The sequence below is a fragment of the Rubrivivax sp. JA1055 genome (genome assembly GCF_020966565.1).
GTDB lineage: Bacteria > Pseudomonadota > Gammaproteobacteria > Burkholderiales > Burkholderiaceae_C > Rubrivivax > Rubrivivax benzoatilyticus.
In genome coordinates, this window is record NZ_JAJKFP010000006.1 from 746,455 (window position 1) to 767,726 (window position 21,272).

The 21,272-nt window shown below is 70.0% G+C and carries 20 protein-coding genes; 10 read left to right on the plus strand and 10 right to left on the minus strand.

Annotation, left to right across the window (positions count from 1 at the left end; genetic code table 11):
* Positions 1-17: 17 nt before the first annotated feature.
* Entirely contained in the window at positions 18-509 is a 492-nt protein-coding gene (gene ilvN / locus LOC65_RS12840) for an acetolactate synthase small subunit (RefSeq protein WP_009859042.1), read from the minus strand.
* A gap of 164 nt (positions 510-673) precedes the next feature.
* Positions 674-2,446: an acetolactate synthase 3 catalytic subunit gene (locus LOC65_RS12845; RefSeq protein ID WP_029718321.1), complete on the minus strand. Its 1,773-nt coding sequence runs from the start codon at positions 2,444-2,446 to the stop codon at positions 674-676.
* A gap of 252 nt (positions 2,447-2,698) precedes the next feature.
* Between LOC65_RS12845 and LOC65_RS12850 the strand changes: the two genes are divergently transcribed.
* From LOC65_RS12850 to LOC65_RS12875, 6 genes are read left to right on the plus strand one after another with little or no spacing between them, the layout of a single operon-like run.
* Positions 2,699-3,265, plus strand: a complete 567-nt coding sequence (locus LOC65_RS12850; protein ID WP_009859044.1) for an RNA polymerase sigma factor — start codon at positions 2,699-2,701, stop codon at positions 3,263-3,265.
* Complete coding sequence (locus LOC65_RS12855; RefSeq protein WP_230247778.1) at positions 3,262-3,684, plus strand: DUF3619 family protein; 423 nt, start codon at positions 3,262-3,264, stop codon at positions 3,682-3,684. Before LOC65_RS12850 ends, LOC65_RS12855 begins: the two co-directional genes overlap by 4 nt.
* Complete coding sequence (locus tag LOC65_RS12860) at positions 3,681-4,388, plus strand: DUF3106 domain-containing protein (RefSeq protein ID WP_009859046.1); 708 nt, start codon at positions 3,681-3,683, stop codon at positions 4,386-4,388. The genes LOC65_RS12855 and LOC65_RS12860 overlap by 4 nt, the downstream gene beginning before the upstream one ends.
* A 9-nt stretch (positions 4,389-4,397) precedes the next feature.
* Entirely contained in the window at positions 4,398-4,919 is a 522-nt protein-coding gene (locus LOC65_RS12865) for an RDD family protein (protein ID WP_009859047.1), read from the plus strand.
* A 4-nt stretch (positions 4,920-4,923) separates the two neighbouring features.
* Entirely contained in the window at positions 4,924-5,334 is a 411-nt protein-coding gene (locus LOC65_RS12870; protein ID WP_164962298.1) for a diacylglycerol kinase, read from the plus strand.
* Positions 5,335-5,347: 13 nt separating this feature from the next.
* The gene (locus LOC65_RS12875; RefSeq protein ID WP_009859049.1) at positions 5,348-5,950 is read left to right on the plus strand and encodes a TIGR00730 family Rossman fold protein; all 603 of its coding nucleotides are present in this window, start codon (positions 5,348-5,350) and stop codon (positions 5,948-5,950) included.
* A 78-nt stretch (positions 5,951-6,028) separates the two neighbouring features.
* Here LOC65_RS12875 and LOC65_RS12880 read toward each other — a convergent pair whose 3' ends face one another.
* Positions 6,029-6,367 carry a P-II family nitrogen regulator gene (locus tag LOC65_RS12880; protein WP_009859050.1) on the minus strand — a complete coding sequence of 113 codons (339 nt, stop codon included), beginning with the start codon at positions 6,365-6,367 and terminating at the stop codon, positions 6,029-6,031.
* A gap of 39 nt (positions 6,368-6,406) precedes the next feature.
* Positions 6,407-8,065, minus strand: a complete 1,659-nt coding sequence (locus LOC65_RS12885) for an NAD+ synthase (RefSeq protein ID WP_230247779.1) — start codon at positions 8,063-8,065, stop codon at positions 6,407-6,409.
* Positions 8,066-8,080: 15 nt separating this feature from the next.
* Here LOC65_RS12885 and LOC65_RS12890 point away from each other — a divergent pair, with 15 nt between their 5' ends.
* Positions 8,081-9,268, plus strand: coding sequence for a GNAT family N-acetyltransferase (locus tag LOC65_RS12890; protein ID WP_230247780.1), 1,188 nt, complete (start codon positions 8,081-8,083; stop codon positions 9,266-9,268).
* Positions 9,269-9,285: 17 nt separating this feature from the next.
* On the opposite strand, the gene ppa is transcribed toward LOC65_RS12890, so the two are convergent.
* A complete protein-coding gene (gene ppa, locus LOC65_RS12895) occupies positions 9,286-9,828 on the minus strand; it encodes an inorganic diphosphatase (protein ID WP_009859053.1) in 543 nt (180 codons plus the stop codon).
* A gap of 261 nt (positions 9,829-10,089) precedes the next feature.
* On the opposite strand from ppa, the gene LOC65_RS12900 reads away from it, so the two are divergent.
* The 3 genes from LOC65_RS12900 to LOC65_RS12910 all read left to right on the plus strand — a co-directional run bounded on the left by LOC65_RS12900 (position 10,090) and on the right by LOC65_RS12910 (position 13,991).
* Positions 10,090-12,261: a sodium-translocating pyrophosphatase gene (locus tag LOC65_RS12900; RefSeq protein WP_230247781.1), complete on the plus strand. Its 2,172-nt coding sequence runs from the start codon at positions 10,090-10,092 to the stop codon at positions 12,259-12,261.
* Between the two features lie 55 nt (positions 12,262-12,316).
* Positions 12,317-12,589 carry a hypothetical protein gene (locus LOC65_RS12905; protein ID WP_009859055.1) on the plus strand — a complete coding sequence of 91 codons (273 nt, stop codon included), beginning with the start codon at positions 12,317-12,319 and terminating at the stop codon, positions 12,587-12,589.
* A 76-nt stretch (positions 12,590-12,665) separates the two neighbouring features.
* Entirely contained in the window at positions 12,666-13,991 is a 1,326-nt protein-coding gene (locus LOC65_RS12910; RefSeq protein ID WP_009859056.1) for an AarF/ABC1/UbiB kinase family protein, read from the plus strand.
* A gap of 1 nt (position 13,992) precedes the next feature.
* Here LOC65_RS12910 and LOC65_RS12915 read toward each other — a convergent pair whose 3' ends face one another.
* The 5 genes from LOC65_RS12915 to infB all read right to left on the minus strand — a co-directional run bounded on the left by LOC65_RS12915 (position 13,993) and on the right by infB (position 21,235).
* Positions 13,993-14,874, minus strand: coding sequence for a DMT family transporter (locus LOC65_RS12915; RefSeq protein ID WP_009859057.1), 882 nt, complete (start codon positions 14,872-14,874; stop codon positions 13,993-13,995).
* A gap of 135 nt (positions 14,875-15,009) precedes the next feature.
* On the minus strand, positions 15,010-16,839 hold the full coding sequence (typA, locus tag LOC65_RS12920) for a translational GTPase TypA (protein WP_164962294.1): 1,830 nt from the start codon (positions 16,837-16,839) through the stop codon (positions 15,010-15,012).
* Positions 16,836-17,843 (minus strand): tRNA pseudouridine(55) synthase TruB, encoded by a 1,008-nt coding sequence (gene truB, locus LOC65_RS12925; protein ID WP_230247782.1) that lies wholly within the window; start codon positions 17,841-17,843, stop codon positions 16,836-16,838. Before truB ends, typA begins: the two co-directional genes overlap by 4 nt.
* A gap of 10 nt (positions 17,844-17,853) precedes the next feature.
* Entirely contained in the window at positions 17,854-18,219 is a 366-nt protein-coding gene (gene rbfA / locus LOC65_RS12930) for a 30S ribosome-binding factor RbfA (protein ID WP_230247783.1), read from the minus strand.
* Between the two features lie 103 nt (positions 18,220-18,322).
* The gene (gene infB, locus LOC65_RS12935) at positions 18,323-21,235 is read right to left on the minus strand and encodes a translation initiation factor IF-2 (RefSeq protein ID WP_009859061.1); all 2,913 of its coding nucleotides are present in this window, start codon (positions 21,233-21,235) and stop codon (positions 18,323-18,325) included.
* Positions 21,236-21,272: the final 37 nt, after the last annotated feature.

A 21,272-nucleotide genomic window follows, 5' to 3' on the forward strand; every position in this document is an offset into this window, starting at 1 on the left:
GCCGCCGGGGCGCCGCCTCAGATGCGCAGGATTCTTTCGCCGCGGCCGATGCCGCTGGCACCGGTGCGCACGGTTTCCAGGATCGCCGCGCGGTCGATCGCGACGAGGAAGGCGTCGAGCTTGGACGAGTCGCCGGTCAGCTCGATCGTGTAGCTCTTTTCGGTGACGTCGATGATGCGGCCGCGGAAGATCTCCGCCATGCGCTTCATCTCCTCGCGCTCCTTGCCGACGGCGCGCACCTTGATGAGCATGAGCTCGCGCTCGACGAAGCTGCCTTCGGTCAGGTCGACGACCTTGACGACCTCGATCAGCCGGTTCAGGTGCTTGGTGATCTGCTCGATGACGTCGTCGCTGCCGGTGGTGACGATGGTCATGCGCGACATCGACGGGTCCTCGGTCGGCGCGACCGTCAGGCTCTCGATGTTGTAGCCGCGCGCCGAGAACAGCGCGACGACACGGGACAGGGCGCCGGCTTCGTTCTCGAGCAGCACCGCGATGATGTGTTTCATGGTCTCGTCCTTGCGCGGATCCTCGAGCCTGCGGCGGTAACCGCCGGCCCTTCACCGCGCCGTTGGATCGTTGGGAAGATGCAGTCCGCAGGGGTTCGCGGCACCGGCTGCGGCGGCCGGCGGCGGCGCGGTAACGCCGTCGCCGCCGACGCGGCCCGTGCCGGTCACAGGTCTTCGGACTTGAGCTGCATCTCGCTGATGCCCTTGCCGGCGTGCACCATCGGCCACACGTTCTCGGTCGGGTCGGTGCGCACGTCGAGGAACACGGTGCGGTCCTTCAACCGCATCGCCTCCTTCAGCGCGCCTTCCACGTCGGCCGGCCGGTCGACACGCAGGCCGACGTGGCCGTAGGCCTCGGCCAGCTTGACGAAGTCGGGCAGCGCGTCCATGTAGCTGTGCGAGTAGCGGCCGCCGTAGATCAGCTCCTGCCACTGCCGCACCATGCCCAGGTAGCGGTTGTTCAGCGAGACGATCTTCACCGGCGTCTTGTACTGCAGGCAGGTCGACAGCTCCTGGATGCACATCTGGATCGAGCCTTCGCCGGTGATGCAGAAGACGTCGGACTCCGGCTTGGCGAGCTTGATGCCCATCGCGTACGGCAGGCCCACGCCCATCGTGCCCAGGCCGCCGGAGTTGATCCAGCGCCGCGGCTCCTCGAAGCCGTAGAACTGCGCCGCCCACATCTGGTGCTGGCCGACGTCGGAGGTGATGTAGGCATCGCGGCCGCGCGTCAGGCGGGCCAGCGTCTGCACCACCATCTGCGGCTTGATCACGTCATCGCTGGGCTCGTAGGCCAGGCACTCGCGCTTGCGCCACTCGTTGATCTGGCCCCACCAGGAGGAGATCGCCACGGTGTCCGGACGGGCGTGCGACTCCTTGATCTGGGCGATCAGCTCCTGCAGCACGTCCTTGACGTCGCCGACGATCGGGATGTCCACGCGCACGCGCTTGGAGATCGACGACGGGTCGATGTCGACGTGGATGATCTTGCGCTCGACCTGGGCGAAGTGCGCCGGGTTGCCGATGACGCGGTCGTCGAAGCGCGCACCGACGGCCAGCAGCACGTCGCAGTGCTGCATCGTCATGTTGGCTTCGTAGGTGCCGTGCATGCCGAGCATGCCCAGGAACTTCGGGTCGCTGGCGGGAATCGCGCCCAGCCCCATCAGCGTGTTCGTCACCGGGAAGCCGAGCAGGTCGGCCAGCTGGCGCAGCTCGGCCGCGGCTTCGCCGAGCACGACGCCGCCGCCGGTGTAGATGTACGGGCGCTTGGCCTGCAGCAGCAGCTGCACGGCCTTGCGGATCTGGCCGCTGTGGCCCTTGCGCACCGGGTTGTACGAGCGCAGCTCGACGGTCTGCGGGTACTGGAACGGCGCGGTGTTCAGCGACACGTCCTTGGGCACGTCGATGACGACGGGCCCCGGTCGGCCGGTGCGCGCGATGTGGAAGGCCTTCTTGATCGTCGAGGCCAGCTCGCGCACGTCCTTGACGAGGAAGTTGTGCTTGACCACCGGGCGCGTGATGCCGACGGTGTCGCACTCCTGGAAGGCGTCCATCCCGATCGCGGCCGTCGGCACCTGACCGGTGATGATGACCATCGGGATCGAGTCCATGTAGGCCGTCGCGATGCCGGTCACGGCATTCGTGACACCCGGGCCCGAGGTGACGAGGGCGACGCCGACGTTGCCGGTGGCGCGGGCATAGCCGTCGGCGGCATGCACCGCGGCCTGTTCGTGGCGTACCAGGACGTGCTGGATGCTGTCCTGCTTGTACAGCGCGTCGTAGATGTAGAGAACCGATCCGCCGGGATAGCCCCAGAGGTACTGGACCCCTTCGGCCTGCAGGCTGCGAACCAGGATTTCAGCGCCGTTGAGCACGGCGGGAGGAGAAGACGGTTGTGCCGAAGCGGCACGCTTGACTTCCGCGGCGGAGATGTCCATTTCCGAACCTTTGCGAATTTCTCTGACGAAAATCCATCGGTGCCCCTCCTCGCGCCCTCGTGAGGCGGATTCGGAACTGCGCGCGGTCTGGGAACTGCCGTCCGGGTCGGACGGCGAGCGAGACCAAAAGAGCGTTGTGCGACCGGGGATTATGCACCGGCGCCGGGCGTCGCCCCGCCAAGGTGCCTGCCGCGGGCCCCGCGTGCATAATGCGCCGCGCCCGAAACCGGGGTGCAGAACCCCGTCCGCGCGTTGGCTTCCGACAAAGAACTTTCCGATTTCCTCAAGAGCGTCGAGAGGCGCGCGTTCAAGCGCGCCGCCTTCGCCGTGCGCGACGAGGACGCGGCGCTGGACATCGTGCAGGACTCGATGATCCGCCTGGCCGAGAAGTACGCCGAGCGGCCCGCGGCGGAGTTCCCGATGCTCTTCCAGCGCATCCTGTCGAACGCGACGATGGACTGGTTCCGTCGCCAGAAGGTGCGCAACGCGGTCATCCAGAACCTCTCGGACTTCGAGGGCGAGGACGGGGACGGCGACTTCGACCTGCTCGAGACGCTGCAGGTCGTCGAGGACACCCTGGGCACCGAGAGTGCCGCCGAATCGGTGTCGCGGGACCAGATCTTGCGTCTCATCGAGCACGAAGTGGCCGGCCTGCCCGACCGTCAACGCGAAGCCTTCCTGCTGCGTTACTGGGAGGAGTTCGACGTGGCCGAGACCGCGGCGGCGATGGGCTGCTCCGAAGGCAGCGTCAAGACCCATTGTTCCCGTGCGGTCCACTCGCTGGCCAAGGCCCTCCGACTCAAGGGAATCGCGCCATGACCCAAACCAGCTTCACCGACGCGGACGTCCTGCGCGCGCGCTTCGCGGCGCGCATCGCCGCCAGTCTGACCGAGCGTGCCGACGAGCTTCCGCACGACCTGACGGAACGCCTGCGCGTGGCCCGCGAGCAGGCGCTGTCCCGTGCGCGCGCCGTGCGCCGCGAGGTCGCGGCCGAGTCCGTGGTGAGCGTTGCCGGCGGCGCCGCCGCCCGGAGCGGGCCGCCGTGGTGGCAGCGGCTGGCCATCGTGCTGCCGCTGGTGATGCCGGTCGCCGGTCTGGTGCTGATCCGCGAGCACGACCTGCGCGAGCAGATCATGGCCGCTGCCGACATCGACTCCGTGCTGCTCGCCGACGACCTCCCGCCGGACGCCTACTCCGACCCCGGATTCGCCGAGTTCCTGAAGACGCAGCAACCGTGACCTTCCGCCCGGCCGTCATCGCCGCCCTCGTGATCGCGGCCGTGTTCGCCACGGCCGCGCCGGCGCATGCGGCCGAGGCCGACCCGTCCTGGGCCCAGCTGTCGGCGGCGCAGCGGCGCGCGCTGGCACCGCTGCAGCAGGACTGGCCGAACATCGACTCGACCGGCAAGGAACGCTGGCTGAGCGTCGCCGCGCGTTTCCCCAAGATGAGCCAGGCCGAGCGCCAGCGCGTGCAGGAGCGCATGGCGGCGTGGACCCAGATGACGCCGTCGGAGCGTGCCCGCGCGCGGCTGCAGTTCCAGCAGGTGCGCCAGCTCTCGGCCGAGGACCGCCAGGCCCGCTGGGACGCCTACAGGGCGCTGCCCGACGACCAGCGCAAGCAGCTCGCCGAACGTGCCGTGCCGCCCAAACGCACGCCCTCGCGTGTGCGTGAAGGCGACGACGAGGACGGAAAGCCCAAGCGCAACATCGTCACGTCGCCGCGCCCGCCGTCGCCCAAACCCGTCGCGCCGGCCGTCATCCAGGCCGCCCCGGGGGCGACGACGACGCTGATCACCTCCCGCCCCTCCTCGCCTGCGCACCACCAGTCCGGGATGCCCAAGATCATCGCCACCGACGATTTCGTGAACCCGGTGACGATGCTGCCGCGCCGCGGCCCGCAGGGCGCTGCGGTACGCTCGCAGGCTGCCTCCGAACCGCGCTGACCCGTCTCGATGATCGTTCTGCCTCCCGCCGCGGGTGACCACCCGACCCCGGCGCTGATCCGCCGCCTCGCCTGTTTCGTCTACGAGGGCATCCTGCTCTTCGGTGTCGTGATGGCCGCCGGCCTCGTCTACTCGCTGGCCACCAACCAGCGCAGCGCGCTGCAGGGGCAGTTGGGGCTGCAGGTCTTCCTGTTCCTCGTCTTCGGCCTGTACTTCGTCTGGTTCTGGAGCCGCACCGGCCAGACGCTGGCGATGCAGACCTGGCACATCCGCCTCGTGCAGCGCGACGGCCAGCCGGTGAGCGTGGGCCGCGGCATCGTGCGCTACCTCGTCTGCTGGGTCTGGTTCCTGCCCTGGCTGGCGATCGCCCATTTCGCCGGCCTGCACAGCAACGGCCAGGTCTTCGGGCTGCTGACGCTGGGCATCGTCGTCTGGGCGGCCTTGTCGCGGCTGCACCCGGACCGCCAGTTCTGGCACGACGCGCTCTGCGGCACGCGGCTCGTCGCGTGGCGTGCCAAGTCCAAGGACTAAGCCCATGGATCCCGGCAGCCCGCCGCCGCGGGGCGGCCAGGCGAACCCGCACAAGGGACGCACCGGCCTGGACCGCATCCGGCGCGCCGCCGGCTATTCGGCCGCAGGCCTGTCGGCCGCCTTCCGCGGCGAGAGCGCGTTCCGCCAGGAGGTCTTCGCCGCGGCACTGCTGCTGCCGGCGGCGTTCTGGCTCGGGCGCGGCTGGGTCGAGGTCGCGCTGCTCGCCGGCAGCGTCGTGCTGGTGCTGATCGTCGAGCTGCTGAACTCCGCGATCGAAGCCGTCGTCGACCGTGTCGGCTTCGAGCTGCACGAGCTGTCCAAGCGGGCCAAGGACCTGGGCAGCGCGGCGGTGATGCTGTCGCTGCTGCTCGCCGGCGGCATCTGGCTGGGAGCGCTCTGGCAGCGTCTGGCCTGAGACAATCCGGGCCATGAACGACATCGCGCCCCCGCCCCCCTTCACCGTCTGCGTCTACTGCGGCTCGCGCCACGGCCGGCGCAGCGCCTACACCGAAGCCGCCCGCGTGCTCGGCCGCTCGATCGGCGAACGCGGCTGGCAGCTCGTCTACGGCGGCGGCAAGGTCGGCCTGATGGGCGAGGTCGCCGACGCGGTGCTGGCCGCCGGCGGTCGTGTCGTCGGCGTGATCCCCGAGTCGCTGATGAAGCGCGAGGTCGGCCACCCCGGCCTCAGCGAACTGCACGTCGTGCCGACGATGCACAAGCGCAAGCAGATGATGGCCGAGCGCGCCGACGCCTTCGTCGCGCTGCCGGGCGGCATCGGCACGCTGGAGGAGCTGTTCGAGGTCTGGACCTGGCGCCAGCTGGGCTACCACGACCAGCCGATCGGCCTGCTCGACGTCGACGGCTTCTACGAGGGCCTGCTGGCCTTCATGCAACGCACCGTCGACGAAGGTTTTCTCTCGGAAGCCCAGCAGGCGGTGCTGCAGGTCGAGACCGACCCGCTGGCGCTGCTGGACCGGCTGGCGGCGCTGGCGCAGCGCGCCGGCGGCCCCGACCACTTCGGCCGCATCTGAGCCCTTGAACGACAACGGGGCACTGCTCGCGCAGCGCCCCGTTGTTCTGGACAGCGCCCGGCCACGGCCGGGCCGACCTCAGACCGCCGACTCGTCGGTCTCGCCGGTGCGGATGCGCACCACCTGGTCGACCGAGGTGACGAAGATCTTGCCGTCGCCGATCTTGCCGGTCTTGGCGGCCTTGACGATGGCGTCGAGGCAGCGCTCGACGTCGGCGTCCTTGACGACGACCTCGATCTTCACCTTCGGCAGGAAGTCGACGACGTACTCGGCGCCGCGGTAGAGCTCGGTGTGGCCCTTCTGGCGGCCGAAACCCTTGACCTCGGTGACGGTCAGACCCGAGACGCCAACCTCGCCCAGTGCTTCGCGGACTTCTTCGAGCTTGAACGGCTTGATGACGGCGGTGATCTGCTTCATGCGGGGAACTCCGGGAAAAGACTATGGACTGACGGGAATTTAAGCACGGAACCTCGACGTGATGGGGTAACGCCAGTCGCGTCCGAAGGCCCGATGGGTGATGCGGATGCCGACCGGCGCCTGACGCCGCTTGTACTCGTTGATCTTGATGAGCCGGGTGACACGTTCGACGTCGGCACGCTCGAAGCCGGCGGCGACGATCTGCTCGACGCTCTGGTCGTCTTCCATGTAGCGCGCCAGGATCGCGTCGAGGACCTCGTAGGGCGGCAGGCTGTCCTGGTCGGTCTGGTCCGGGCGCAGCTCGGCCGACGGCGGGCGCGTGATGATGCGTTGCGGGATGACCTCGGCGCCTTGCGCGTTGCGCCAGTTCGCCAGGCGGTAGACCAGCGTCTTGGCGACGTCCTTGATGACCGCGAAGCCGCCGGCCATGTCGCCGTACAGCGTGCAGTAGCCGGTCGCCATCTCGCTCTTGTTGCCGGTGGTCAGCACGATCGCGCCGGTCTTGTTCGACAGCGCCATCAAGAGCGTGCCGCGGATGCGCGCCTGCAGGTTCTCCTCGGTCGTGTCCTCGGCCAGCCCGGCGAACTGCGGCGCCAGCGCGGTGCGGAAAGCGTCGAACATCGGCGCGATGTCGATCTCGTCGTAGCGCACGCCCAGGCGCGCGGCCATGTCGCGCGCGTCGATCCAGGAGATGTCGGCGGTGTAAGGCGACGGCATCATCACCGCGCGCACCTTGTCGGCGCCGAGCGCGTCGACGGCGACGGCCAGCACCAGTGCCGAGTCGATGCCGCCGGACAGGCCGATGATCGCGCCGGGGAAGCCGTTCTTGCCGAGGTAGTCGCGCACGCCGGTGACGAGCGCGTCCCAGGCCTGGCGGTCGAGGTCGGGCGCTTCGGCGACCGGACCGACGGGGCGGGCGTCGGCGTCGAAGTCGACGACCAGCAGTTCCTCGGCGAAGGTCGCGGCCCGCGCCCTCACCTCGCCCGCCGCGTCAAGCGCGAACGAGGCGCCGTCGAACACGACCTCGTCCTGGCCGCCGACCAGATGCGAGAACAGCAGCGGCAGGCCGACGTCGCGCGCACGTTCGGCCATGCGGGCCTGGCGTTCCTCGGCCTTGCCGAGGTGGAACGGCGAGGCGTTGAGCACGCACAGCACCTGGGCGCCGGCGTCGCGCGCCAGGCGCGCGGGCTCGTCGAACCAGGCGTCCTCGCAGATGACGACGCCGAAACGCAGGCCTTCGCAATCGAAGACCAGCGGCGGCAGGCCGGCGTCGCGCCCGGAGGCGAAGTAGCGGCGTTCGTCGAAGACCTGGTAGTTGGGCAGTTCGCGCTTGCAGTAGGTGGCCTGCACGCGTCCCCCAGCCAGCAGCGAGGCCGCGTTGTGGCGCTGCTGCACGGTCACGGACTTGGTCCTAAGATCGCCGCGCTCGCCGAACTGGTGCGGGTGCCCGACGACCAGATGCAGCCCTTCGCAGTCCCGCAAAACCTCGGCCAGCGCCGCCAGCGCGTCGGCGCAAGCCTGCATGAAGGCCGGGCGCAGCAGCAGGTCCTCGGGTGGGTAGCCGGTCAGCGCCAGCTCAGGGGCCAGCACCAGGCGCGCACCCTGCGCGTAGGCGCGGCGGGCGGCGTCTTCGAGGCGACGGGAGTTGCCGGCGAGATCACCGACGACGGCGTTGAACTGGGCCAGCGCGACCTTCATCGACGGCTCCGCTGAATGTCACGAGGGCTCACGGGACAGGATTATCACATCGGGGTCGAGGCCGACCCGGGACGGCTGGACGCGCGGGCCTGGAACACGCTGCTCGACATGCAGCCCGCACCGACACCCTTTCTGCGCCACGAGTACCTCGCGGCATTGCACGCGTCGGCCAGCGCGGTGCCGGCCACCGGCTGGACACCCCGTTTCCTGACGCTGCACGACGCGGCCGGCGAACTGGCCGGCGCCGCGCCGCTGTACCTGAAGACCCATTCCTGGGGCGAATACGTCTTCGACTGGGCCTGGGCCGACGCCTACCGCCGCCACGGGCTGCGCTACTACCCCAAGCTGCTCGGCGCGGTGCCGTTCACGCCGGTGCCCGGCACGCGGCTGATGGCGCGCGACGAGCCGGCACGCGAGGCGCTCGTCGCCACGATCCGAGAGTTCGCCGACGAAGCCGGGCTGTCCTCGGCCCACGTGCTCTACGTCGACGACGCCGACCGCGCGGCCTTCGAACGCGCCGGCTGGATGCTGCGCGAGAACCTGCAGTTCCACTGGACGCGCGACGAAGCCGACCCCGCGGCCGACTTCGACGCCCTGCTCGCCCGGCTGCAGCGCGACAAGCGCAAGAAGATCCAGCAGGAACGCCGCCGCGTCGCCGAACTCGGCATCGAGTTCAGCGTCCACGAGGGCGAGGCGATCGACACCGCGCTGTGGGACTTCTTCCATCGCTGCTACACGCTGACCTACGCGGCGCACCAGTCGACGCCTTACCTGACACGCGACTTCTTCGCCCGCATGCAGGCGACGATGGCGCGCCACTGGCTGATGTTCGTCGGCCGCCGCGACGGCCGGCCGGTCGCGGCCTCGCTGGTGGCGATCGACCGCGAACGCGGCGCCGCCTGGGGCCGCTACTGGGGCGCGGTCGAGCCGCTGCCCTTCGTGCACTTCGAGGCCTGCTACTACCAGCCGCTGGCCTGGTGCCTGGCCAATGGCTTCAGTCGCTTCGAAGGCGGCGCCCAGGGCGAGCACAAGATGGCCCGCGGGCTGCTGCCGGTGCGCACGAGCTCGGCGCACTGGCTGCGCGACGAACGTTTTGCCGGCGCGGTGGCCGAATTCCTCGCCCGCGAGGGCGAGGGCGTGGCGGCCTGGGAGGACGAACTGCGCGAGCGCAGCCCGTTCAAACGCGGGGAACCCGAGGGCTGAGCCCGCGCGCAGGACGCTCAGGCGCCCGGGTGCTCCTTGGCCCAGTTGGCCATGCCGGTGCGCACTTCCTCGCGCGCCGACTCCGGGCCTTCCCAGCCCAGCACCTTGACCCACTTGCCTTCCTCGAGATCCTTGTAGTGCTCGAAGAAGTGCTGGATCGCCTTCAGGCGCGCCGGGTTCAGGTCTTCCGGCTTCTGCCAGGACGAGTACAGCGACAGGATCTTGGCCGTCGGCACCGCCAGCAGCTTGTTGTCGCCGCCGGCTTCATCGTCCATCTTCAGCACGCCGATCGGGCGGCAGGTGACGACCACGCCGGGGATCAGCGGCACCGGGGTGATGACGAGCACGTCCACCGGGTCGCCGTCGTCGGCCAGCGTGTTCGGCACGTAGCCGTAGTTGCACGGGTAGTGCATCGCCGTGCTCATGAAGCGGTCGACGAACAGCGCCCCCGAGTCGTGGTCGACCTCGTACTTGATCGGGTCGCCGTTCATCGGAATCTCGATGATGACGTTGAACTCGTCGGGCGCCTTGGCGCCGGGGGTCACGTTGTGCAGGCTCATGCAGCGGTCTCGGGCAGGAGGAGAAAAGAGAGGAGAGAGCGAGAGAAAGAACGGGGCGCGATTCTAGGCGCCACGCTTGCCCTCGCCTGACGCGCGACGGCCTTGACCCGGCTCAGGCAGGCACTCGGACATAGGAAAACCCCCAACCGAGCGTGATAGCCTTCACATAGCATGCCGCGCCAGCCGGCCCGAAGCGCCCGGGCGGCGTGCAGGAGATAGAGAGAAGAGACTAGGCCCGAACGAGAGGAAGGAGCTCTTTCCATGACGACGAGTTTGGCGCTGTACATAGCGCTGGGGTGCGGCCTGGTGGCCGTGCTCTACGGGTTCATCCAGCGGGGATGGATCCTCGCGCAGGACGCCGGCAATGCACGAATGCAGGAAATCGCCGGCGCCATCCAGCAAGGCGCTGCGGCGTACCTGGCGAGGCAATACAAGACAATTGCCATCGTCGGCGCGGTGCTCGCGATCCTGATCTTCTTCTTCCTCGGCGGCCTAACGGCCGCCGGGTTCGTTTTGGGGGCCGTACTTTCCGGTGCCTGCGGCTTCATCGGCATGAACGTCTTGGTGCGCGCCAACGTGCGCACCGCGCAGGCCGCCACCAAGGGCATCGGCCCGGCGCTCGACGTCGCGTTCAAGGGCGGTGCGATCACCGGCATGCTCGTCGTCGGCCTGGGGCTGCTGGGCGTCGGCATCTTCTTCCTGCTGATCGGCGGCGTCGCCAACCCGGACAGCGCGACGCTCAAGCCGCTGCTCGGCCTGGCCTTCGGCTCGTCGCTGATCTCGATCTTCGCGCGCCTGGGCGGCGGCATCTTCACCAAGGGCGCCGACGTCGGCGCCGACCTGGTGGGCAAGGTCGAGGCCGGCATCCCCGAGGACGACCCGCGCAACCCGGCGGTGATCGCCGACAACGTCGGCGACAACGTCGGCGACTGCGCCGGCATGGCCGCCGACCTGTTCGAGACCTACGCCGTGACGCTGATCGCGACGATGGCGCTGGGCGCGCTGATGGTCGTCGGCAGCGGGGGCGCGGCGGTGGTCTATCCGCTGCTGCTCGGCGGCGTGTCGATCATCGCGTCGATCGTCGGCTGCGCCTTCGTCAAGGCCAGCCCCGGCATGAAGAACGTGATGCCGGCTCTGTACAAGGGCCTGATCGTCGCCGGCGTGCTGTCGCTGATCGCCTTCTACGTCGTCACGACGATGATGTTCCCCGCCGGCCTGACGCTGGCCGACGGCAGCGTCATCGGCACGACGGCGCTGTTCGGCACCTGCGTCGTCGGCCTGCTGCTGACGGCGGCGATGGTCTGGATCACCGAGTACTACACCGGCACCGACTACGCGCCGGTGAAGCACGTCGCGCAGTCCTGCACCACCGGCCACGCGACGAACATCATCGCCGGCATCGGCGTGTCGATGAAGTCGACGGCCTGGCCGGTGATCTTCGTCTGCCTGTCGATCCTGGCCGCCTACTGGCTGGCCGGCCTGTACGGCATCGCGATCGCCGCGACCTCCATGCTGAGCATGGCCGGGATCGTCGTCGCGCTCGACGCCTACGGCCCGATCACCGACAACGCCGGCGGCATCGCCGAGATGTCCGAACCGCCCGACAGCGTGCGCGACATCACCGACCCGCTGGACGCCGTCGGCAACACGACCAAGGCCGTCACCAAGGGCTACGCGATCGGCTCGGCCGGCCTCGCGGCGCTGGTGCTCTTCGCCGACTACACGCACTCGCTCGAGGCGCGCGGCATCATGGCCTCGTTCGACCTGAGCAACCCGAAGGTCATCGTCGGGCTGTTCCTCGGCGGCCTGATCCCCTACCTCTTCGGCGCGATGGCGATGGAGGCCGTGGGCCGCGCCGCGGGCTCGGTGGTGCAGGAAGTGCGCCGCCAGTTCCGCGACATCCCGGGCATCATGGAAGGCACGTCCAAGCCCGAGTACGGCAAGGCGGTCGACATGCTGACCGTCGCGGCGATCAAGGAGATGATGATCCCGTCGCTGCTGCCGGTCGCGGTGCCGGTCGTCGTCGGCATGGCGCTGGGCGCCGAGGCGCTGGGCGGCCTGCTGATGGGCACCATCGTCACCGGCCTGTTCGTCGCGATCTCGATGTGCACCGGCGGCGGGGCCTGGGACAACGCCAAGAAATACATCGAGGACGGCAACCACGGCGGCAAGGGCAGCGATGCCCACAAGGCCGCGGTCACCGGCGACACCGTGGGCGACCCCTACAAGGACACCGCCGGCCCGGCCGTCAACCCGCTGATCAAGATCATCAACATCGTCGCGCTGCTGATCGTGCCGCTGCTGCCGACGGCCACCTCCCCGGCCAAGGCCACGCACGCCGAACCGGCACCGATCGTGCAGCCGGCCGAGACCGCGCCGGCGATGCCGGCCGCGCCGACGGCCGAGCCCTCGGCCCCGGCGGCCTCGCAGTAAGCTCGCGGTCTTTCCCGCACGTGCCGGCGCCCTCGGGGCGCCGGCCTTTTTTCCGATGTCCGAGAAGCCTCCCGAGGTCGCCCCCGAGCTGCCGCGATTCCGCCCGATCCCGCGCCGGCGCCGGCTGCTGCTCGTCGCGCTGGCGATCGCGACCGCGATCACGGTCGTGTCGATGCTGCTGGACCCGCCCGGCCGCCCCGAACACCCGCGCGACACCCAGGTGCGCGAATGCCCGACCGGCCGCGGCGTCAACTGCGTCGGCGGCAAGGCCCAGGTGCTGCTGCTGGCCCCCGACGCGCCGAGCGCTGCCGCCTCCGCTGCACGCTGAGCCGCTGCGTGCTCCAGGTCACCGACACGCCGGCCGCAGCCGTGTGCAATGCCGGCATCGCCCTGCCCGCCTCCCGATGACCGCCAAACGCCCGCCCCGCACCGCCACCGTTCCCCAAGGCCGCACCCGCCGGCTGCTGCACTTCGGCCGCGCCGTCGGTGAACTGGCCGCGGGCGCGGCCGCCGAGGGCCTGTCGCGGCTGGCCCGCGGCCAGGTGCCCAAGGCCTCGGCGATGATGCTGACGCCGGCCAACGCGAGCCGGCTCGCCAACCGGCTGTCGCGGCTGCGCGGCGCGGCGATGAAGTTCGGCCAGCTGATGTCGATGGACGGCCACGGCGTGCTGCCGCCGCAGTTCACCGAGCTGCTGGGCTCGCTGCGCGACCAGGCCCACGTGATGCCGGCCTCGCAGCTCGCCGAGGTGCTGGAACAGGAGTACGGCGTCGGCTGGCACCGGCGCTTCCGCCAGTTCAGCTTCGAGCCGGTCGCCGCGGCCTCGATCGGCCAGGTGCACCGCGCGACGACGCACGACGGCCGCGTGCTGGCGCTGAAGATCCAGTACCCCGGCGTGCGCGAGAGCATCGACAGCGACGTCGCCAACCTCGCGCTGCTGGCCAAGACGCCGGGCCTTGTGCCCGCCGGGCTGGACCCGGCCCCGCTGTTCGAACGTGTGCGCCGCGTGCTGCATCAGGAGACCGACTACGTCGCCGAGGCCCGCGCGCTGGCCGAGTACCGCGAGCGCCTCGGCGACGACGAGCTCTTCGTCGTGCCCGAGGTCGACGCCGAACACTCGACCGGGCGCATCCTGGCGACCAGCTTCCAGCCCGGCGACACGATCGACCACCTCGCGGCGCCGGGCGTGCCGCAGGCCCACCGCGACCGTGTCGCCGAGGCGCTGTGCCACCTGGTCGTGCGCGAGATCTTCGAGCTGCGCCTGGTGCAGACCGACCCGAACTTCGCCAACTACCTCTACGACCCCGAGACGCGGCGCGTCGCGCTGCTGGACTTCGGCGCGACGCAGACCGTGAGCCTGCAGCGTGTCGAGCACCTGCGCGCCCTGGGCCGCGCCATGCGCGACCAGGACGCCGACGCGATGACGCGCGCCGCGCGGCGCGCCGGCTTCATCGCCGAGACCGACCCGCCCGATCAGGCGCGCGGCGTCGTCAATCTGATCCTGACGATCGGCGAACCGCTGGCACACGACCGGCCGTTCGACTTCGCGCGCTCGGATCTCTTCAAGCGCAGCTTCGAGGCCGGGCGCGAGCAGTTCTTCGGTGACGGCTTCTCGCACGCGCCGCCGCCGGATCTGGTGTTCCTGCAGCGCAAGATGGTCGGCGTGTTCATGCTGTGCACGCGGCTGAAGGCGCGCGTGAACCTGGCGCGCCTGTTCGGCGCCCAGCTCTAGCTCAGGACAGCACGCGGCGGCGCATGCCCAGCCACTCGTTGGCGGCCAGCGCCCCCAGCACCAGCAGGCCGCCGGCGAGCACCGCCGAGTCGGGCGCCTCGCCGGCGCCCAGCCAGGCCCAGCTGACGCCGAAGATCACCTCCAGCAGCCCGAGCAGCGACATCTCGGCCGCCGGCAGCACGCGCGAGACGGCCACCGCGATCAGGCAGGGCACCGCGAGCTGCACCGAGCCCAGCAGGGCCAGCAGCCCCAGGTCATGGCCCGAGGCCTGGAAAGGCCAGGCCAGCGGCAGCGTCACCAGCGCCGACAGCGTCGCGCCGATCAGCACCGCCGGCAGCATGTCGGCCCCGGGGTCGTCGCGCCGCGATTGCAGCGTCGTCCAGTTGATCGCCGCGGCCACCGGCACCGCCAGCGCGACCAGCGTGCCGGCCAAGTGGCGCGCGTCGCCGGCATGCAGATGCTGGCCGTACATCCAGGCGATGCCGGCGCCGGCCACCGCGATCGCGCCCCAGGTGCGCGCCGGCAGCCGGTGCCCGAGGGCGAAACGCGCCAGCAGCGCCGTGAACAGCGGCCCCAGCGCCATCGTCACCAGCACGTTGGCCACCGTGGTCAGCGTCAGGCCGACCATGAAGGCCGTGTACATGACGCTCCAGCAGACGCCCGACAGCCACAGCGTGCGCCCGCCGTCGCGGATCGAGCGCCACAGCGGCACCGGCCCGCGCAGCCACGACAGCAGCGCGAGCAGCGCCAGCGCATTGAAGGCGCTGCGCCAGAACGTGACCTCGAAGCTGCGCGCCGCCTCCAGGTGGCGCGTGACGACGCCCGCGATGCTCCACATCAGCGTGGCGACGATCATCAGCAGCACGGCGTTGCGACGAGACACGGCAAAGAAACTCAAGAGGCTCGCGCAGCGAGCCGGGCAAAGACCTGACCAGAACCCCCCTCCCGGAGGGGGGCCGAGGGGGAGCCCACGGAACGGCGAACGCCGAAGAGCGTCCGGATCCGCAAGCGCCCGCGCTCAAGCGCCTTCGCGAGACGCACGCTTGCGATCGTGCTCCTTCAAATGGCGCTTACGGATCCGGATGCTCTTCGGGGTGATCTCGACCAGCTCGTCGTCCTCGATGAACTCGACCGCGTACTCCAGCGTCAGGTCGATCGGCGGCGTGATCTTGATCGCGTCTTCCTTGCCGCTGACACGGAAGTTGGTCAGCTGCTTGGTGCGCGTGGCGTTGACGACAAGGTCGTTGTCGCGGCTGTGGATGCCGACGATCATGCCTTCGTAGGTCGGGTCGCCCGGCTTGACGAACATGCGGCCGCGGTCGTCGAGCTTGCCCAGCGCGTAGGTGATGATCTCGCCGTCGTCCATGCTGATCAGCACGCCGTTCTTGCGCCCGGCGATCTCGCCCTTGTAGGCCTCGTAGCCGTCGAAGATGTTGCTGATCAGGCCGGTGCCGCGCGTCAGGTTCATGAACTCGTTGGAGAAGCCGATCAGGCCGCGCGCCGGGATGCGGTACTCCAGGCGCACGCGGCCGCGACCGTCGACTTCCATGTTCGCGAGTTCGCCCTTGCGCTCGCCCAGGGCCTGCATGACGCCGCCCTGGTGCTGGTCCTCGACGTCGACCGTCACCAGCTCGATCGGCTCCTGGCGCTCGCCGCCGTCGTCGTGGAAGACGACACGCGGCTTGCTGACCGCCAGCTCGTAGCCTTCGCGGCGCATGTTCTCCAGCAGGATCGTCAGGTGCAGCTCGCCGCGGCCCGAGACCTCGAAGATGCCGTCCTCGCCCGACTCCCTGACGCGCAGCGCGACGTTGCTCTGCAGTTCCTTCTGCAGGCGGTCCCAGATCTGGCGGCTGGTGACGTACTTGCCTTCGCGGCCGGCCAAGGGGCTGGTGTTGACGCAGAAGTTCATCGTCAGCGTCGGCTCGTCGACGCGCAGCATCGGCAGCGGCTGCGGGTTGGCCGGATCGGTGATGGTGACGCCGATGCCGAGGTCCTCGATGCCGTTGACGAGCACGATGTCGCCCGGGCCGGCCTCGTCGGCCATCACGCGGTTCAGGCCCTCGAAGGTCAGCACCTGGTTGATGCGGCCCTTGTAGGCGCGGCCGTCCGGGCCTTCCATCACCAGCACGTCCATCGCCGGCTTCAGCGTGCCGCTGTTGACGCGGCCGACGCCGATGCGGCCGACGAAGGTCGAGTAGTCCAGCGAGGAGATCTGCAGCTGCAGCGGCGCGGCCGGGTCACCTTCGTGCGGCGGCACGTGCTTCAGCACGGTCTCGAACAGCGGCGCCATGTTCGTGCCCCAGGCCTCGCCCGGGGCGCCTTCCTCCAGCGCCGCCCAGCCGTTCAGGCCCGAGGCGTAGACCACCGGGAAGTCGAGCTGGTCCTCGGTGGCGCCGAGCTTGTCGAACAGGTCGAACGCGGCGTTGATGACGTAGTCCGGGCGCGAGCCGGGCTTGTCGACCTTGTTGACGACGACGATGGGCTTCAGGCCCAGCGCCAGCGCCTTCTTGGTCACGAAGCGCGTCTGCGGCATCGGGCCTTCCTGGGCGTCGATCAGCAGCACGACGCCGTCGACCATCGACAGCGCGCGCTCGACCTCGCCGCCGAAGTCGGCGTGCCCCGGGGTGTCGACGATGTTGATGTGCGTGCCCTGCCAGGTCACCGCGCAGTTCTTCGCGAGGATCGTGATGCCGCGCTCGCGTTCGATGTCGTTGCTGTCCATCACGCGTTCGGCGATCTTCTCGTTGTCACGGAAGGTGCCGCTCTGGCGCAGGAGCTGGTCGACGAGCGTGGTCTTGCCGTGGTCGACGTGGGCGATGATGGCGATGTTGCGGATCTGTCGGGTCATGTCGTGGCCTCGTGCCCGTGGGCGGTCTGGGGCGTGGAGGTGACGGTCTCGGGGATCGAGACCGGCGGGATGGGTTGGAGCTGCGCGGCCACCTCGACGGGGCTGAGCAGGCGGTCGGCGATCAGCTCCCCGCGGGTGATGTGCGCGCTGCCGAGGAAGGCGCGCGGGTCCGGGCCGTAGACGCGCACGGCGCTCGCGTCGGCCTGCGCGGTGCGGCGGCGCTGCCCGGACAGGAAGCGGCCGGCATCGTCGTCGGCCAGCCGCAGGGCGGGCCAGTCGGCGAGCAGGCAGTCGATCGGCCGGATCAGCGCGTCGCGCGCCGCCGGCGTAAGGGTCTCGAGCTCGGCGATCGTCACTGCGCCGTCAAGCGTCAGCGGGCCGCTGGCGGTGCGGCGCAGCGCCGTCAGGTGCGCGCCGCAGCCCAGCGCGCGGCCGATGTCCTCGGCCAGCGTGCGCACGTAGGTGCCCTTGGTGCAGAGCACGTCGAGCACCAGCGTCGGCGCGGCCCAGTCCAGCACCGCGAGCGAGCGGATCGTCACGCGGCGCGGCGTGCGCTCGACCTCGACGCCGGCACGCGCGTAGTCGTAGAGCGCGCGGCCCTCGTGCTTCAGCGCCGAGTGCATCGGCGGCAGCTGGTCGATCTCGCCAGTAAACCGCTCCAGCACGGCGGCGATCGCGGCACGGTCGCAGTCGACCGGGCGCTCTTCGAGCACCTCGCCTTCGAGGTCGCCGGTGCTCGTCGTGCGGCCCAGGTGCAGCGTCGCGGTGTAGCGCTTGTCGGCGTCCAGGCTGGCTTGCGAGAACTTGGTCGCGGCGCCGAAACACAGCGGCAGCAGGCCGGTGGCCAGCGGGTCCAGCGTGCCGGTGTGGCCGCCCTTCTCCGCCCGCAGGATGCCCTTGGCCTTCTGCAGCGCGTCGTTGCTCGTCCAGCCGATCGGCTTGTCGAGCAGCAGCACGCCGTGCAGGGCACGGCGCGGCAGGCGGGGCGGACGGGCGTTGCGCATCGCGGCGGGCTCAGTCGTCCTTGGCCCGGGTGGCGTTGGCCTTGACGATCAGCGCCGACAGGTCGGCGGCGCGTTCGGTCGTGCAGTCGAAATGGAAGTGCAGCGTCGGCACGGTGTGGATCGCCAGGCGCTTGAACAGGCCGTTGCGCAGGAAGCCGGCGGCTTCGTTGAGCGCCGTGGCGCTGTCCTCGGCACTGCCGACGAGCACCGAGAAGTAGACCTGCGCGTGCGCGTAGTCGGGCGAGACCTCGACGCTGTTGAGCGTGACCATGCCGATGCGCGGGTCCTTCAGCTCGCGGATCAGCTCGGCCAGATCACGCTGGATCTGGTCGGCGACTCGGAAGCTGCGGTTGACGGGGGCCTTCTTGTGACGCATCGGGGTGCTCCTAAAAAAACGCGACCCCGCCAAGGCGGGGCCGCTCGAGATCAAGGTCGTGACGCTGCCGTCCGGCGCGAGGGCCGGGCGGCAGCCGGGGGACTCACAGGGTCCGGGCCACTTCCTTGACTTCGAAGACTTCGAGCTGGTCGCCTTCGCGGATGTCGTTGTAGTTCTTCAGCTTGATGCCGCACTCGAAGCCTTCCTTGACTTCGCGGACATCGTCCTTCAGACGCTTCAGCGACTCGATCTCGCCGGTGTAGACGACGACGTTGTCGCGCAGCAGGCGGAAGCGTGCGTTGCGGGTCACCTGGCCGGCGGTGATCATGCAGCCGGCCACCGTGCCGATCTTGCTGGCCACGAACACCTGGCGGATCTCGGCCATGCCGATGACTTCCTCGCGCTGCTCCGGCGCCAGCATGCCCGCCATCGCCGCCTTCACCTCGTCGACCGCGTCGTAGATGATGTTGTAGTAGCGGATGTCGACGCCGTTGCCCTCGGCCAGCTTGCGCGCGCCGGCATCGGCCCGCGTGTTGAAGCCGATGACCACCGCCTTCGAGGCGATCGCCAGGTTGACGTCGCTTTCGCTGATGCCACCGACCGCGGCGTGCACGATCTGCACCTTGACCTCGGCCGTCGACAGCTTCTGCAGGCTCTGCGCCAGCGCTTCCTGCGAACCCTGCACGTCGGCCTTGATGATCAGCGGCAGCGTCTGCGCGGCGTCGCCGAGCTGGTCGAACATGTTCTCCAGCTTCGCGGCCTGCTGGCGCGCCAGCTTGACGTCGCGGTACTTGCCCTGACGGAAGGTCGCGATCTCGCGCGCCCGGCGCTCGTCGGTCAGCACGATGAACTCGTCACCGGCCTGCGGCACCTCGGTCAGGCCCTGGATCTCGACCGGCATCGACGGACCGACGGACTCGGTGTTCTTGCCGTCCTCGTCGAGCATCGCGCGCACCCGGCCGTAGCTCGAGCCGGCGAGCACGACGTCGCCCTTCTTCAGCGTGCCGCTCTGCACCAGCACCGTGGCCACCGGGCCGCGGCCCTTGTCCAGGCGGGCTTCGATGACCAGGCCGCGGGCGGCGGCTTCCACCGGCGCCTTCAGCTCCAGCACCTCGGCCTGCAGCAGCACCTGCTCGAGCAGGTTGTCGATGCCCGTGCCGGCCTTGGCCGACACCGGAACGAACGGCGAGTCACCGCCGAAGTCCTCGGGCACCACGCCTTCGGCCACGAGCTCGCTCTTCACGCGCTCGATGTTGGCGTCCGGCTTGTCGATCTTGTTGAGCGCCACGACGATGGGCACCTCGGCCGCCTTGGCGTGCGAGATCGCTTCCTTGGTCTGCGGCATGACGCCGTCGTCGGCGGCCACGACCAGGATGACGATGTCGGTCGCCTTGGCGCCGCGGGCACGCATCGCGGTGAACGCCGCGTGGCCCGGGGTGTCGAGGAAGGTGACGACGCCGCGCGGCGTCTCGACGTGATACGCGCCGATGTGCTGCGTGATGCCGCCGGCTTCGCCCGCGGCGACACGTGCCCGGCGGATGTAGTCCAGCAGCGAGGTCTTGCCGTGGTCGACGTGGCCCATCACGGTGACGACCGGCGGACGCGGCAGCGCCTCGGCGGCATTGTGCGCGGCGGTCTCTTCCTCGGTGAAGGCTTCCGGATCGTCCAGCTTGGCGGCGAACGCCTTGTGGCCCATCTCCTCGACGAGGATCATGGCCGTTTCCTGGTCGAGCTGCTGGTTGATCGTGACCATCTGGCCCAGCTTCATCAGCTGCTTGATCAGCTCGCTGGCCTTGACGGACATCTTGTGCGCGAGGTCGGCGACGGAAATCGTCTCCGGCACGTGCACTTCCTGGATCTGCTGCTCGGGCGGCGGCGTGAAGTTGGAGCCGCCGTCGCGGTCGCCGCGGCCACCGCGCACGCCGCCACGCGGCGCACGCCAGCCCGGACGCGCACCACCGGCGTCGCCGCGCGTCTTCAGCGCGGCACGCTTCTTCGCGGCGTCGTCGGCCCAGCTCGAGGACAGCTTCTCGGACTTGACCTGCTTCTTGTCGCCCGGCTTGGCGGCCGTCGACGACGGCGCGGCACCCGGGGCGCCCGGCTTGGCGGCCGGCTTGTGGATCGTGCCCTTGATCGCTTCCTTGGCCGCTTCGGGCTTCGGCTCCTCGGGCTTCTTGGCGACCAGCGTCTTGCGCGGCTGGGCCATCATCGCCCGGATGGCGGCGGCCTCGGCCTCGGCGGCCTTGCGCTTGCGCTCGAGCTCGGCCTGACGCGCGGTGTCCTCGGCCGCCTTGTCGGCGGCCTTGACGACACGCAGCACCGGCTTCGGCGGCTCGGCGGGCTTCGCGGGCTCGACCGGCTTGGCGGCCTCGACGGGCTTCGCAGCCTCCGGGGCAGCGGCGGCGCCGGCGGGCTTGGCCGAATCGTTCTGGGCGCGGGCGGCTGCCTCGGCGGCGGCCTTGGCGGCCTCCTCGGCAGCGGCCTTGGCGGCGGCTTCGGCGGCAGCCTTCGCGGCGGCTTCGGCAGCCGCCTTGGCGGCGGCCTCGGCGGCCTCGCGAGCCAGACGCTCCTGCTCCTCGCGGCGGCGGCGCTGTTCGGCGAGTTCCTCTTCCTGGCGGCGCAGGGCCTCGGCTTCGGCGCGCGCTTCTTCCTCGCGGCGCTGCAGGTCGAGTTCCTCGGCCGTCGGGCCGGCGGTCATCTCGCCGCCGGGGATGTCGTCACGCTTGACGAAGACACGCTTCTTGCGCACCTCGACCTGGATCGTGCGCGCCTTGCCGCTGGCATCGGCTTGCTTGATCTCGGTGGTCGACTTGCGGGTCAGGGTGATCTTCTTGCGCTCGGCGCCGCCGGTGCCGTGCGACGAACGCAGGAACTCGAGCAGACGCTCCTTGTCCGCATCGGTCAGCGCGTCGTCGGGCGACTTCTTGGCGACGCCGGCCGACTGCAGCTGCTCCAGCAGCGCCGCCGTCGGGCGGTTGAGCTGGAGGGCGAACTGGGCGACGGTGGTCACGGCCATTGGGCGGTATTCCTCGGTTTTTTGCAGCGGGCGCGAG

Bases quoted from the DNA above. Each gene is read 5' to 3' on its own strand.
- ilvN (WP_009859042.1), bottom strand. From the start codon at position 509: ATGAAACACATCATCGCGGTGCTGCTCGAGAACGAAGCCGGCGCCCTG.
- LOC65_RS12845 (WP_029718321.1), bottom strand. From the start codon at position 2,446: ATGGACATCTCCGCCGCGGAAGTCAAGCGTGCCGCTTCGGCACAACCG.
- LOC65_RS12855 (WP_230247778.1), top strand. From the start codon at position 3,262: ATGACCCAAACCAGCTTCACCGACGCGGACGTCCTGCGCGCGCGCTTC.
- LOC65_RS12865 (WP_009859047.1), top strand. From the start codon at position 4,398: ATGATCGTTCTGCCTCCCGCCGCGGGTGACCACCCGACCCCGGCGCTG.
- LOC65_RS12870 (WP_164962298.1), top strand. From the start codon at position 4,924: ATGGATCCCGGCAGCCCGCCGCCGCGGGGCGGCCAGGCGAACCCGCAC.
- LOC65_RS12875 (WP_009859049.1), top strand. From the start codon at position 5,348: ATGAACGACATCGCGCCCCCGCCCCCCTTCACCGTCTGCGTCTACTGC.
- LOC65_RS12880 (WP_009859050.1), bottom strand. From the start codon at position 6,367: ATGAAGCAGATCACCGCCGTCATCAAGCCGTTCAAGCTCGAAGAAGTC.
- LOC65_RS12885 (WP_230247779.1), bottom strand. From the start codon at position 8,065: ATGAAGGTCGCGCTGGCCCAGTTCAACGCCGTCGTCGGTGATCTCGCC.
- LOC65_RS12890 (WP_230247780.1), top strand. From the start codon at position 8,081: ATGTCACGAGGGCTCACGGGACAGGATTATCACATCGGGGTCGAGGCC.
- ppa (WP_009859053.1), bottom strand. From the start codon at position 9,828: ATGAGCCTGCACAACGTGACCCCCGGCGCCAAGGCGCCCGACGAGTTC.
- LOC65_RS12900 (WP_230247781.1), top strand. From the start codon at position 10,090: ATGACGACGAGTTTGGCGCTGTACATAGCGCTGGGGTGCGGCCTGGTG.
- LOC65_RS12905 (WP_009859055.1), top strand. From the start codon at position 12,317: ATGTCCGAGAAGCCTCCCGAGGTCGCCCCCGAGCTGCCGCGATTCCGC.
- LOC65_RS12910 (WP_009859056.1), top strand. From the start codon at position 12,666: ATGACCGCCAAACGCCCGCCCCGCACCGCCACCGTTCCCCAAGGCCGC.
- typA (WP_164962294.1), bottom strand. From the start codon at position 16,839: ATGACCCGACAGATCCGCAACATCGCCATCATCGCCCACGTCGACCAC.
- truB (WP_230247782.1), bottom strand. From the start codon at position 17,843: ATGCGCAACGCCCGTCCGCCCCGCCTGCCGCGCCGTGCCCTGCACGGC.
- rbfA (WP_230247783.1), bottom strand. From the start codon at position 18,219: ATGCGTCACAAGAAGGCCCCCGTCAACCGCAGCTTCCGAGTCGCCGAC.
- infB (WP_009859061.1), bottom strand. From the start codon at position 21,235: ATGGCCGTGACCACCGTCGCCCAGTTCGCCCTCCAGCTCAACCGCCCG.